At 52.6% G+C, this 13,452-nt stretch carries 11 protein-coding genes; all 11 read right to left on the bottom strand.

The genetic code is table 11. From position 1 onward, the window contains the following. Nucleotides 1-2: 2 nt before the first annotated feature. Nucleotides 3-2,273 carry a hypothetical protein gene (locus HN413_10080; GenBank protein MBT3390748.1) on the bottom strand — a complete coding sequence of 757 codons (2,271 nt, stop codon included), beginning with the start codon at nucleotides 2,271-2,273 and terminating at the stop codon, nucleotides 3-5. 63 nt (nucleotides 2,274-2,336) lie between these two features. Next, on the bottom strand, nucleotides 2,337-3,485 hold the full coding sequence (locus HN413_10075) for a glycosyltransferase family 4 protein (protein MBT3390747.1): 1,149 nt from the start codon (nucleotides 3,483-3,485) through the stop codon (nucleotides 2,337-2,339). Continuing rightward, nucleotides 3,482-4,582, bottom strand: a complete 1,101-nt coding sequence (locus tag HN413_10070; GenBank protein ID MBT3390746.1) for a glycosyltransferase — start codon at nucleotides 4,580-4,582, stop codon at nucleotides 3,482-3,484. Before HN413_10070 ends, HN413_10075 begins: the two co-directional genes overlap by 4 nt. Then, on the bottom strand, nucleotides 4,560-5,726 hold the full coding sequence (locus HN413_10065; protein MBT3390745.1) for a glycosyltransferase family 4 protein: 1,167 nt from the start codon (nucleotides 5,724-5,726) through the stop codon (nucleotides 4,560-4,562). Before HN413_10065 ends, HN413_10070 begins: the two co-directional genes overlap by 23 nt. 127 nt (nucleotides 5,727-5,853) lie before the next feature. Next, nucleotides 5,854-6,750 (bottom strand): hypothetical protein, encoded by an 897-nt coding sequence (locus HN413_10060; protein ID MBT3390744.1) that lies wholly within the window; start codon nucleotides 6,748-6,750, stop codon nucleotides 5,854-5,856. A 41-nt stretch (nucleotides 6,751-6,791) separates the two neighbouring features. Next, complete coding sequence (locus tag HN413_10055; protein MBT3390743.1) at nucleotides 6,792-7,934, bottom strand: glycosyltransferase; 1,143 nt, start codon at nucleotides 7,932-7,934, stop codon at nucleotides 6,792-6,794. Nucleotides 7,935-7,936: 2 nt separating this feature from the next. Then, nucleotides 7,937-8,998, bottom strand: a complete 1,062-nt coding sequence (locus tag HN413_10050; protein MBT3390742.1) for a glycosyltransferase — start codon at nucleotides 8,996-8,998, stop codon at nucleotides 7,937-7,939. Between the two features lie 12 nt (nucleotides 8,999-9,010). Continuing rightward, a complete protein-coding gene (locus HN413_10045; protein MBT3390741.1) occupies nucleotides 9,011-10,477 on the bottom strand; it encodes a lipopolysaccharide biosynthesis protein in 1,467 nt (488 codons plus the stop codon). Between the two features lie 9 nt (nucleotides 10,478-10,486). Further along, the gene (locus HN413_10040) at nucleotides 10,487-11,953 is read right to left on the bottom strand and encodes a hypothetical protein (GenBank protein ID MBT3390740.1); all 1,467 of its coding nucleotides are present in this window, start codon (nucleotides 11,951-11,953) and stop codon (nucleotides 10,487-10,489) included. A 52-nt stretch (nucleotides 11,954-12,005) separates the two neighbouring features. After that, nucleotides 12,006-13,127: a diguanylate cyclase gene (locus HN413_10035; GenBank protein ID MBT3390739.1), complete on the bottom strand. Its 1,122-nt coding sequence runs from the start codon at nucleotides 13,125-13,127 to the stop codon at nucleotides 12,006-12,008. Nucleotides 13,128-13,332: 205 nt separating this feature from the next. Beyond that, a partial coding sequence (locus HN413_10030) for a sugar transferase (GenBank protein MBT3390738.1) occupies nucleotides 13,333-13,452 on the bottom strand: 120 nt, incomplete at its 5' end.

Below are 13,452 nucleotides of genomic sequence, written 5' to 3'. Positions count from 1 at the left end.
GTTTATGCGTTCTGTCGACGTTGTCGCCACCAGCCAGAAGCCGCGATGGCGATCACAATTAATATCAGAACCAGAACACCGGCCATGGTGGGCAATATCCACGGCGCGCGGCCTTGTACAGGGGTTTCTGGCATGAGATCGGTGAGCGCGGTTTCTTCAGCAGCATCTCCCGCTTGGGGAACTTCATAGGCAGCAATTTCACGAGTGTCGGCGCTGAGAATTTGGTCGTTGACGACAATTGAGAAATTACCAGCCAGGCCAGTGCGCAACTCGGGGTTGCTGAGCGCGTCTCCGGCTAATTGCAAGCCAGTGACGTTGCTGCCCAGCACAGCCAGAAGCACATGGTCGGCGTTCCAGGGCGATGTGATGATTTCAAGGTAGCCCACACTGCTGCCCGTCGGGATGCGATAATCCACTTCCAGTACATTTTTTGTGATGGTGTTGCTGTTCATATCCAGCGGAGCCGGTAGCGCGCTGTTGACTTCACTGAGCAGCGCCAGGGAGGAGGGCAAACCTACGAGAATTAGATTCCTGCCGCCGAGAATTTCATCGGGAACAGAATCAGCAAAGGCGGCTGATAAATCTGTAATTGCAGGATCAGCTTGATTGCCAAGATCGAAGGCCACTTTTGCGGCTACTTCCCAGGCTGCGGGGTCGCCCGCCGGAACGATGAGGGCGGTCGAGCTGAGCAGCGGATGCAGCGAATAGGGGGCCGGATATGTATCCAAACCGAAACTTTGCGCCGTGGAGACGACTTGAGGGCTGGTCGGGATATGAAGCGTGCTTTCGGGCCAGATGCGCACCCAGGTGCTGCCGAGGCGCGGGTCGATACAATAATCTTGAGGAATTAGCTCGGCGCTGACGCGAACTTTATTGTAGCCCGGATAGGTTGTTGTTGGCGGAATATTGATGCGTATCTGGTTATAGTCGGCATTGTCATCGTTGAATTTGATGCTGCCAATATCTTTGCCATTCATGGTGACAACCATGCCCGAAAGATCGTAGTTCATCAATTTGGAGTGACTGAAGAGCAAATCGAGATAAGCGTTATTGTCCAGAACTTGTCCAGGGGGCAGATAAAACTCGTATTCGGTGACGCTATAGCCAACGCGCCAGAGTTTTCTGTCGGCATAGCCCAGATCGGCAAAAGTCTGATCGAGACGTTGTTCGATATTGGCTGCGGCCGGGGCAATATTGGCAACGATGACAAAATTTTCCTGGTCGCCAGTTAGAATTTGACCCGAACTGACGGCGGCAGCCGCTTTGAGTACACCCATATCGTCAATGCCGGTTGCCAATAAGGCGACGTAGTTTGAATTCCACGGAGAAACGGCCATCTCGATGATGCCATCGCCGGTCTGAGCGCCTTGTGAACCCAACGCGCTTTCGCCCGGCTCCACGGGGAAGGCAACTGAACCGAGCAAGGAAAGACTTGCCGGTTTGCCCACGAAAATGAGATGATTTTGCCCTAATTCGTCGGGGGTGACCTGACTGTTTGAGCGCAGCGCTAATTCAAGGCGACCGCCAGTAAGCGTACCAAAACCACTGGCGACGGTAAAAGCTGCCTGTAATTCGCTGATGCTGGGATTGTCCGGGACAATGAGTAAAGCTTGATCGGGCAAGAATGAGTTTTGGAAAATCGGCCGAGGTAACAAAGCCAGATCGGTTGTCGGGGTGTTGATCGTATGTGGGAAATTGAACAACGAATAGGGGTGAATAGCAACCCGTGTGCGCAGGTCAAATTCGTCGCAACTTCCACCGGCATCCAGTTCTACAATCAGTTGGTGATCTCTTCCGGGTTCCAGTGCCTCAATGGTTTCCAGCGGTATCGGGATCGTTACCACGCGTTCGCCACTTTGTTCGAGCAAAATTGTGTCGAGAACCTGGTCGTTGAAAAATACCTGCAACGACCCATCGATTGTGTTCTCTAATTGCGCTGCCAGCGTATCAGCGGCAGAATCTGCCGTAGCGCCGACTGCGTTTTCACCCACGGTAAAAATTTTGATCGCCAAACGGACTTCACCGGCCTGGGTTATTTCCCAGTTGGCTGGCAATGAAAAAGTATAGGTGAAGGTGTCGAATGGTCCGTACAGCACTTCTTCGGTGTAATCGAGCAGATTGAAATAAATCTCGTCTCCGCTTTGAACTGTGGGAAGGTCTACTTCCTGGGCAGGTTCATCTGCGGGCGGGGGTTGATCATCCTGCGCATAGGCAGGAGAAATCAGAAATGTAATTACAAGTATGGCGGAGGTGAGGGCAAAAAGTTTCTTCATTTGTCTTTCTCCTTAAAAAATTGGCAGCCCTTTTGTACAATAATTATCCACCACTCTATGCGATTATGCAACAGTCCTTTGGTACGCTTCTGCGATACTTCGGATCATTTGTTGGCGTGAAAATGCGCTTTCCACGTGCTGGCGACCACATTCGCCCATGATTTTGGCGTGGTTGGGGTTGGCCAATAGTTGTATGATGGCATTTGCAAGGGCAGGGGCATCATTTGGTGGGACGAGCAGCCCGGTTTTACCGGGAATTACAATTTCGGGAATACCCATTACGTCGGTGGCTACCACCGGCAGGCGGGCAGCCATGGCTTCAAGGATGGTCAGTGGGAATGCTTCCCAATCTGATGGTAACACAAATAAATCTAACGCGCCCAGCAGCTCAGGAATATCGTTACGCTTTCCGGGGAAGTGCAGGATTTTTGTCAACCCAGACTCAACTGCCAGCGATTTTGCGGCGGCCATCAGCGGGCCGTCGCCAACCCAGATGAAATGAGCCTGGGGAAGCCGGGCGTGAATTAACGCTGCAGCCTGAACAAAGAGCAAGGGATTTTTTTGCCGACTCATGCGCCCCACCGCGCCGACCAGCGGCACATCCGGTGGAATATTCAGGTCGTCTCGCGCAGCAGCTTTTTGCACCGGGATATCAAAGGGAGCTGTGTCAATGCCGCTATGAATGGTGATGAACTGTTCTGTGCTGCCGACCCGATAGCGTTGGGCTAACACAACTTCAGCGTGCGCCACGGCAATGATTTTACTGGTCAGCCAGCGTGCCGCGCCGCGCTCAAAAAACGCGATTCCCCGCGCCGCGAGCGAATGCGCGCCCGCGTGAAATGCGAAACAATGCGGAGAATAGATCGCCGGAATGCCTGTGCCAATCGCCGCCAACCGCGCCATAAACCCCGGCTTGGAGGCATGGGCATGGATCAAATCAAAATTGCCTCTCCGTATCTCGCGCCTCAAGCGCAGCAAAGCACGCAAGTCGGAGAGCGGAGCGATTTTGTAACGATTCATGGGGATGCTGAAAGCTGTCACGCCCTCGATTTGCGCCAACTTCGCGGCCAAAGCATCTCCACCTTCGGACATGCAGGCGAATGTTAACGCAAATTGGGTTTTGTCCAATCCCGCTGCCAGCCAGCGCAAATACTCGCCTACACCGGCAGTCGATTTCCCGATTTCAAAAACGCGAATTTTCTTTGGGGTCATAGGGTTTTCGTGTAAAGTTGCAGCGTTTGCGCGACCATGCGCTCCAGCGTGTACTCGACCTCGACGCACTGTTGCGCCGCTTTGCCCATCTGGGCGATTTGCACCGGGGCTTCAATCAGACGCAGGCAAGCATGAGCCAATGCAGACGCGTCGCCAGCGGGCACCAGCCAGCCGCTCACGCCGTTTTTTAGCACGCCGCCGATGCCGCCGACCTGGGTTGCGACAACCGGCTTGGAGGCCGCCATGCCTTCGAGCAGGGTTAGCGGCAGACCTTCGCGCAGGGAAGAGAAGACGAGTATATCCAGGGCTTGCATGGCGGCGGGAATCTCTTCGATGAGACCGGTGAACACTACCCGGGGGCGGATACCTGCTGCCTCAGTTTGACGTTCAAGACTCGCTCGGAGTGGTCCATCCCCAACTAACATGAACCAAACTCGGGGGTGTGATTCCGCAATTAGGGCCGCGGCTCGTAAGAAATCGCTGTGCCCTTTGTCGGGGACCAGCCTCCCGACCGCCCCCAGGAGCAACGCGTCCCGCGGGATATTATACTGCGCCCGAAAATGGCTGCCCACTTTGGGCCGCGCGGCGAATCTCTGTATATCAATTCCATTCGCAATGCTGATAATTTTTTCCGGCGGCACGCCTGTCATGCGGATGTGATACGCTTTGACCTCATCTGAAACGGCTATCAAAATATCGGCAAAGCGCGCCGTGGCGCCGTAGATGCGCCCCAGCGGAAATTTTGCCGCCCAGGGGTCTGTGCTATGCAATGTGGAAATAACCCGCCCTGCGTTGCCCATGCGCCCCGCCAGCCGCCCGTGGAGATCGCTCTTGAAGAGGTGGGTGTGAACGACATCCGGACGGAGACGGCGTACAAGTTGGTACATGCGCAGCAACAAGCGCGGATCAACCCGCCACCGGTGCGGCAGGCGATAAAGGTTGATGCCCATGCGCTGGAAGTCGTTCTCCAGCGGGCCGGGGGTGCAATAACCTATATGGATTTCGTGTCCCGCCGCGAGCACGCCTGTAGCCAAATTGCGCAGCAAAACCTCTGCTCCGCCGACTTTAAGGCTGTCAATGAAATACAGAATTCGCATGGAGCAACTCTTCATACAGCGCCTGGTATTTGCGCCCGACAATCTGGATGGCATAATGCTCTTCGACGCGCTGGCGCGCTTTCTGGCCGAATGTGTGTAAGCGTTTTGGATTTTGGAGCAGCATGTTGAATGCGCCGCTGAGATTGTGCGGATTGCCTGGTTCGACCAGCACGCCGCAGGCGCCATTTTGCAGCATTTCGGCGGCGTTGCCAACGCGGGTGACTACGCAGGCCAACCCGCTCGACATGGCTTCTAGCAGCGCGTTTGACATGCCTTCTGAGACGGAGGGCAGTACAAAAATATCGCTGGCGGCCAGATACGGGCGCACATCACGGATGTTGCCGACGAAGCGCACCTGCTCGCGCAATCCCAATGCCAAGATTTGCGCGGCCAGCGCCGGGCGGTCGGGGCCGTCACCGACCAGCAGTAAAAAAACTTTGGGGCGGGATTGCGACAGCGTGTGGAAGCTCTCGATCAGCAATGGCAGCGATTTTTGCGCCTCAAGACGGCCAATAAAAAGCAACACAGTTTTCCCGCTCAGACCGAGTTCAGCTTTATGGAATTGGCGATCATCTGCGGGTTGGAATTGCACGGCATCAACGCCGTTGTCCATGCGCTGCACGCGTTGAGGGTCAAAACCGGCGTTCAATAATTCAGCGTGCATGGCTTGATCCAGGGCGATAAAACGCTTGCCCCAACGCCGCAACAAGGCTAGTTTGACGCGCCCGCGGCGCGTGGCTTGTGAAACCTGTACGTCACCGAATTCGCCGCTGTTGCCAAATTTGACGATCACCGGTTTGCGCAGCAGTTTTCCGGTAAGCGCGGCAGCAATCGCCGGGGTGAAGGCGAGGTGCGCATGGATAATATGATAGTCGCTGCGCCGCTGCCAGAGCTGTCGCATAGTTCCAAACAAAAAACTGAGCGATTTTAGCTTACCCGCGCCGCGCGGCTGGATGCGTTGCACCCAAAAACCGTCGCGCGTTTCATAATCTGGCAAGCCTTGCGTGCCGCGAGTGATCACGCCGACGATAAGCCCCTGCCTGACCAGTTGCATGGAAAGTTGTTCGGCCTGTCGTTCGCCGCCGCCAACCTTGAGCGGCGGGAATTCATTGACCAGCATCACAACGCTGAGGTTTTCTTTCATGATATAAACTAACCCGGAACCAAACAGGTTTTTGCCACAGAGAGCATAGGCGAATTCCGCCAATATTTCCTAATTTTTTATTCGCGATTTTCGTTCATTCGCGCAATTCGCGTTGAAATTGTGTTGTTTAATGCTGCTCTGGCAGCGCCCAATGATCGCCAAGCCATTGGTTAAACTCGGGGTCAGTGGTAGGGGTGTTGAGTTCGCCTCCCCAGGGGTAGATCGTGATTTCTCCGAGTGTAATGCCGCGGGTGGTGTCATAAATATCGATACGGGCAAAATCAAGCCCCTGGCCGAGCGTTTCTGCCGCAGCTACGATTTCATCCAGGGTTTCGGGTCTCTCAGGAAATGGTACAGGGGGTTTCTCAATATGTTTAGGAATATCAAAGGGTTGCCAGTTGGCATCCACAAATACGCCTTCGACCATATTGTGCAGCGGCGAATCTTCATTGATGGCGATGACCTTGCCATTGAATGTAAAACAACGATAATCAATCAATACATCGCCAACGCGCGGCATGAGTAATTCTTCAACAATGATACGGGGCTTGATGTGTTGGTATGCCCACTGGCTTTTTGAATAGATCGAATTCAGCCAGGTTTTGCAGAATTGGATACAATCATTCTGCGTGATGATGTATTTGGACATATCGCGGTTGCCGAGGTCTTCACCACTTTTGTAGTAGTAAATTATGCCTTCTTTGCAAAGGATATTCCAGCCGCAGCCGTGGTTTGCCCGGATAAAAAAGTTTTCGGGCAGCGTGTCGAAGGGGATGCTATCGGGTTGCTCGGTGACGTAGTACAACTCGGCTGTGCGGATGCCGCGCGCCTGGGCATAGTCTTTCACCGCATATTTGTCTTGAATCTGGATAAAGAGTGGATTGCGGTCGTGCTTCATGCGCCAACGAACTTTCCAGGCTAAATCTTTGGGTGAAAGATGCAGGGTATCGGATAAATTTGCGCGATATTGTTCCAGGTGCGAAGATGCACGTTTAATTAAATTGAGAAGTTTCTTCCCGCTCATTATTTGTCTCCCGAAATACGGCTCGTAATAGTGCCACAATTTTACCGCAATAAATTGCGGACGCTTCGATCGTATTGGATGGCTTCGTATGTGTCAAGCAGGTATTGTGTCCATGCCAGGGCATTGTGCTCACGGGCAACGTAAACCATGCCAGCTTTGCCGAATGCGCGCCTTTGATCGGGGTCGGATAATAATTGGGCGAGTGCATCTGCGATAGCTTTGGGTTTGTGAGGGGGCACGACCAATCCGCGTTGCGCGTTCACGATGTGGGCAATATCACCGACATCGGTGGCAACAATCGGCAAACCCGCGGACATAGCCTCCAGGATTGCCAGGGGCAGGCCCTCCCAATGCGAAGAACTGGCAAAAATATCGGCGGCTTTCAACAGCGCGGGCACATCCTCGCGGTTGCCTAGCAGCCGGGCGTGGCCGTGTAAGCCGCTGCGCTCAATCTGTTGCGCCAGATCGTCTTGCAGGAACCCTTTGCCAGCAATCGCCAGAAAAGCCTCCGGGTGTGTTTTTCGCAGAATTGCAAAAGCAGATATTAAATCTTGATAACCTTTTGGTGGTAGTAAACGCCCTACGGCGATAATCAGCGGGCGTCGGGCATCACCGGATAATGCCGCGCGCAACCGGAGGCGCGCCTTGGGCGCAATCTCTGGAATCTCATCGACAGGGTTAAGTAGAATTTCAATCGTTTTGGACTGGAACCTGGCCTGATGCACCTGCGCCACCGAATGCCCCACAGCAAAAACTTTGTGCGCAAAATTTTGTAAGGCCCAGGTTTCCAGTTGATATCGTTTGGGGTTATGATGACGCGGATCTTCGCTGGTTGAGTGCAATGTGCAAACCGATGGGATTCCCATCAGCGATCCGAGCACAGCGCCCAGGATATTTGAGCGCGTCAGATGGGAGTGGACCGCATCAAATTTTTCGCGCCGTAAAATGCCCAATAAGGCCAGGTTTTCTTTGGGGCTGATCAAGCGATCACTTTCCAGCGTAAAGACAACCGCTCCCTGGTCTTCGAGGCTTTTTTGGATGGTGGAATAACCCAGATTGATGACGGCAAACTTGTGCTGGATAGAACTTTCGGTATTGATTTCCCTTAAAGCTTTGGCGAACGTAAGAATTAGCGTTTGCGCGCCCCCCACCGTCAGGCTGTCGATCATGTGGGCGATATACATAATTATTCGGCTTTCTCGGGTGAACAGAATGAATACGACAGGCCTGGCGCGGGCTTGAGCAACGTCCGGCAATCCGGTTTATTTAGGTCTTTGTCGGCCCGCGCGGCGGATTTGCCTGATCCGCGCCGCGCCATCAAATCTTGCAGCGCGCGATACTTTGTTGTGCCGAGGACAGTCGAGATGAGCAATTTAAATTTTTCGCCGAGTTGTTCAAAGGGGGAATATAAGAAAGCACGTCCGAGATAGCCAAGCCGCCTGATACGCGGCGCGTTACGGGAACGCAGATGCCAGCTTCGCTCCAGCGCCCAGCGCGCTTTGGCTCGTCCTTGCAGAAACAGGCGTTGGATTCGATGAGGATATGCCCCAATTTGCGTCAGGGCGATATTTTCCAGATAAGTGAAGCGCTCCCACATGCGTTCGTGTGAAATATTGCCGCTATGCCAGCGGTAGATAATGAGCGGTTCGGGGATGAAACCCATCTCAAGCTGTTGCAGGATGCGCATCCACAGTTCCCAATCTTCGCCCCAGTGCAGGGATTCATCGAAGATGCCGACCTGCTCGAAGAGTTCGCGGCGGAACAGGGTGGCCGACGGGTTGCCGACAAAGTTGTGGATCAGAATCTCCGGGGCTTTGTCTTTGCCTCGAGGGATGCCGCGTCGTTTTACAGTCCACACATCGGAGTAGGTATTCCACCACCAGCTATGGGCACCTACGAGCGAGTCCCGCGGCCATCCTTTTAAATAATCCGCCTGAACCTGCGTTTTATGGGGCAGCCAGATGTCGTCGCAATCCAAAAAGGCGATCAGATCCCCGCTGGAAGCCCGGATGCCGGTATTGCGCGCCGCGCCCGGCCCCTGATTTTCTTGCGTGATGAGTTGGATACCGTAACCAGAGAAACGCTGGATGACGGTGCGCGTGGCATCGGTGGAACCGTCATCGACGATGATGAATTCATCGACGGGCCGCGTTTGCGAAAGTACGCTGGTAATCGCGTCGCTGATGAATGCCTGGCAGTTATAGGTGGTGATGATCGCACTCACGCGGGGATGATCTAACCGTCTCACAGGGATATGCCTTTATTTCTGAAATACGCCGCGTAACATGGATTTGCTCTTGTGAATCAAAGTTGGGTCAAGCCAGTAAACAATCGCGATAAAAACACCCGCCCCAAGAATTATGGCTGTGATGAGTTTGGGAATATCGGAAAAATTGGGGATTAGATGCAACGGCAGGATGGCAGCCCCCATGATGATGGCGCCCCAAAACGCGGGCGAGATGGTTTTGAATACCTGCCACAAGCCGAAATTGACGAAGCGCCCGGCGACCACCGTATCGAGGGTGACTTTAATAAAGGCCAGCAGCACATGCCCCAGCGCGACACCAACAATACCCCAGCGCGAGCCGTACCATAATATCGCGATGGTTAGCGGCAGTTTGATGAGGGCCAATTTGTTTAGAATATCGGGCCGGTTGATGGCTTTGTAGAGCACGCCGGGAATATGCCCCAGCGCGCCAACCATTACGGCGATGGCGATCCAGCGCATAACAGGAATCGAGGCAAGCCATTCGCTGGAATAGAATATGCGAATAATGGGAGCTGAAAGGATTGCCAGCCCCACGCCCGCAGGCAGAATTGCCAGCGATGTATAACGCAGGTAATTGCGGTAAACGCTGCGTAGTTGTTCTTGATCCCACTGCAGGGTTGAGAGAATGGGGTGGGCAACCCGGTCTACACCCAGGTTGATGGTGCGGATCACCAATTCGGGCATGCGGTAGGCCAGCGTGTAGTAGCCCAATGCTGCAGCACCCAATACCCGGCCTACTATCAAATAGTCTACATTGTTGAGCAGCACACCGATAAAACCGATGGCCACAATATGTCCGCCGAAAGTGAGCATTTCTTTGGATACCTGGCGATCGAAGACGCGCGTAGGCCGCCATTTGCCCAAGATCCAATTCAGAATGACAACGATAAAAGCGCTGACAATTTGCCCCCAGATCAGACTCCAAACGCCAAAACCAGCCCAGGCGAGCACAACCGATACCAGCCCTTTACTAAAACTTCGGCTGAAATCGGGGATGATTTTGATTTTGAAGCGCAAATTCTTTTGGATATGCGCTCCGGGGATCGCGCCGAGCGCGTAAATTGGCAGGGTGAGTGCAATCACGCGCAATAGCGGCGTTACTGCTGGTTCGCTAAAATAGGCGGCTGCGAAGGGGGCTGCCACCCAGGCAAGGAGATAGAGCACAATGCTCAGAATTGTGCTGCTGTAAAAAGCGATATTGGAGGCTTCTTCAATGCGATCTTTGCGGGAAATGATGGCGGTGCCCATGCCCAGCGTATTGAGTACATCGAGATAATCGATCACAACAGTGGCGTAGCCGACCAGACCAAATTCTTCGGGCAGCAACAAGCGCGCCAAAATGATGGTCGTGGCGAAAGAGAGCAGTTTACCGATGATAAAAGAAAGATATGACCAAAATGTCCCCTGTATGGCTTTTTTCTTTACAAAGGCCGAACGCGTGTCAGCTTCCGATGTCATGGTGGGGAATTAGGATTTTTGCGTGGCTACTTTTTGAACAGCGATTTCGTTTTTCGCCATTTTAGGAATCGCCATCGCAATGCCAACGATTAACCAGAAATATCGTTGGTAGGCATCATGAATGAAAACCGATGCCAATAAATAACCCAGCAGACTTACCCCCACCGCAGTTGCCATATCGGCTGTGTCGCGCAGACCTTGTGCTTGAAGATTTTTAGCGCTCCAATAGATATCGCGCAAAGTGATAATCACAATTGCCAGAAAAAATATTAGTCCGACAATGCCGGTTTCAGCGAGAATTTCAATATATAAATTATGCGCTGAGCGTTCGGTTGCGCGCGGATCAAGACCCACCTGGCGCGAATAGGCCTGATAATGAATCGGGTAATTATCGTAGCCAACACCCAAAACCGGGTTGTCCAGGAACATATTCCAACCGACCAGCAGTTCACTAGTGCGCCCGCGAACGGCTTCGTCCTCGCGCAGGCTGCTGCCGGAACCCGGCAGGAAAGATAACATCGATTCAAGACGTTCAGTATATTGTGTAGGGATAAATTGAAATAGCATCACCCCAAGCATTAACAAAATGAGTAAATTTTTCAGATTTGGGGTGCGGTAGAGTAACATCAATCCGATGACCGCCACCAGGGTGACGAATCCGCTGCGCGAGTAAGTCAGTATCACTGCGGCCACCGTCGCTCCAAACGCCCACACGGAAAGAATCCGCATCCAGCGATTTTTCTCGTGCCAAACCCGGTCCAGCGCCAGTGGAACCAGCACTGTCATGATTAACGCGTAATAATTAGGGTCGTTAATCGGCCCGCTAACGCGGTTCGTGCTGGATGCTCCGACGAGAACTGCCGCACTGGTTTGCGCAAAACCGAAGTAATTATTGCCGTATGTGCCTGTGGCATATTGAATAACCGTAAGTGTCCCCAAGAAAATACCTGCAATCAGCAAAGCCCAAATAACGCGCCGAAGTGTTACGGCGCGTTGCAAAAGAATCACGACTACAACCACAATCATTGCGTTCTTGATATACAATTCGAGGGCATCTTGTGAGCGCTCTGGGCTGGCGGCGTACAAAATAGATGCGAAACCTACTATCCCATAACCGGCGAGCAGCGCTAAAGCACGTTGCCAGCCGTTGGGTTTTTCGTTATAAGCAATCCAGCGCATCAAAATTGCGAACAAGAGCAAGAAGACAAAAGATTTTGTTACCGATGGCGCCCCGTGGAATACAATGGCAATATCGGAGATATTGGTGTACACCATAAATGCCAGCACCAATAGCCCCCATTCGACGCGCGCCACAGAAACAATGAAGGCGAAAGCGCCGATGATGATTACAAAAAGTTTGAGCGTATCGGGAGTAGTGAATACAAGAAAACCAGCACCCACGCCTACGCCAATCCCAATCAGGGCATACATGATCTGAAGCCAGGGGTTGGATTGGTTGGTAGAAGAGACGTTCACAGGGCGACCTCTCGCGTGGGTGCTGGTAAATGGGCGTGATTTGCCATTGGGGCTAGAACCCGATCAATGCGCGCGTCTTAAACAAGATCAAACCACTTTCATCGTGTTCCGCTTCATCTAGAGCGCCTTCGGCGCGTTCAACGAGAACCGTAGCTCCGTCGCCTTGTAGGCGTTCCCCAATGCCAACCTTGGGGCTAAGTAATATCACCTCGCCATCATGGCTAAAACGCATGGGGGTCGAGAGCGCCATCTGGACGCGGCCAAGCGTGCTATATGCTGCTTTTCCGGGTGTGTCTGGCAACATAATTGAGAAGGTAACATCATCCCAACGGCCGATAATATCATTTCCGCGTAATTCTTTTCGCATGATTGCGGTAATTTGGCGCAATAGTTGTTGAATGACCGGCTGCGGCAGAACTGTCAAATAGTTGCTCAGGCCATCTAGCTTAACCAGCCCCAGTGCAACCAGGATATCGGGAGATTTTCCCGTGAGCGAATCAAGCTGATCGGTGAAATAGCGGCGGTTATATGCCTGGGAGATGCCGTCAACCTGTGTCCGTTCCAGTAGCGCTTCCAGGGGTGTGCGTAACTGTTCTCGAACAATAGCCAGCACGGCGCCAAGCAATAGGCCCAATGTGAAAGCCAGGGCAGCATCGCGCACAGGCTGTGGGCGGACTGGCTTTATGGGTTGCGTGGCTGCATCCAGAATATCAATATCGTAAACTGTGTAGAGATCAGAAATATATTCAACCGCACTCTGGCTGAGGCTATTGGCAAGCACAGTTACGGTTGCCGGATTCGGCCCCTCCACGGCGAGCTCAAGAATATTGGCATCCGGAAGCACCACCGTAAAGTATTCATAGTCGATCATACTTTCAATGCCGAGGCCCATTTTTGTAAGCGTGTTATTGTAGACTGTTCCGCTATTCAGAATTTCAGCGTATGTGCCTACAATTGAGCGTTTGTCCAACGCGACCAGGCTGCTAACGATCTGGTATTGATTTTCATCCCCGATGGCTTCAATATTGGGGCTGACGATGAGCAGCGTAGAGGCGCGGTAGATGGGGGTTGCGAAATAGACAAACCCGAGCGCAATGATCAACGCAGAAAAGGCAGTTAAAAAAATTATCCACCAACTACGCCGGAGCATTTGGAGATAAAGGCGAAATTCCATTGACCGTCCTCCTGATTACTTGTGTAGTAATCTTAATAAAATATAAAAACTGTATATCTGCTAATAATTATCTCACTGGATATATGTGACAGATATAAGAAAAAGGTACCACTACATCGAACCATTCCACCAATTCATTAAATGTTAAAAAATTGGCGCTTTCTTGCTTTTCGGATTGGCAGTGAACAATGGCCACAAAGTGATTTCAATAAGCGCCTTCTTGCTGAAGAACCGAAAAAAGCGTGCGAACGAATATTTGAATATCCAACCGCAAGCAACGTCGCTCGATATACGTGATATCCATCCGCAGGCGCTCATCAAATTC

Source organism: Chloroflexota bacterium (assembly GCA_018648225.1).
GTDB lineage: Bacteria > Chloroflexota > Anaerolineae > Anaerolineales > UBA11858 > NIOZ-UU35.
The sequence above is the reverse complement of the archived record's forward strand: the minus strand, read 5'-3'. Positions and strand labels throughout refer to the sequence as shown.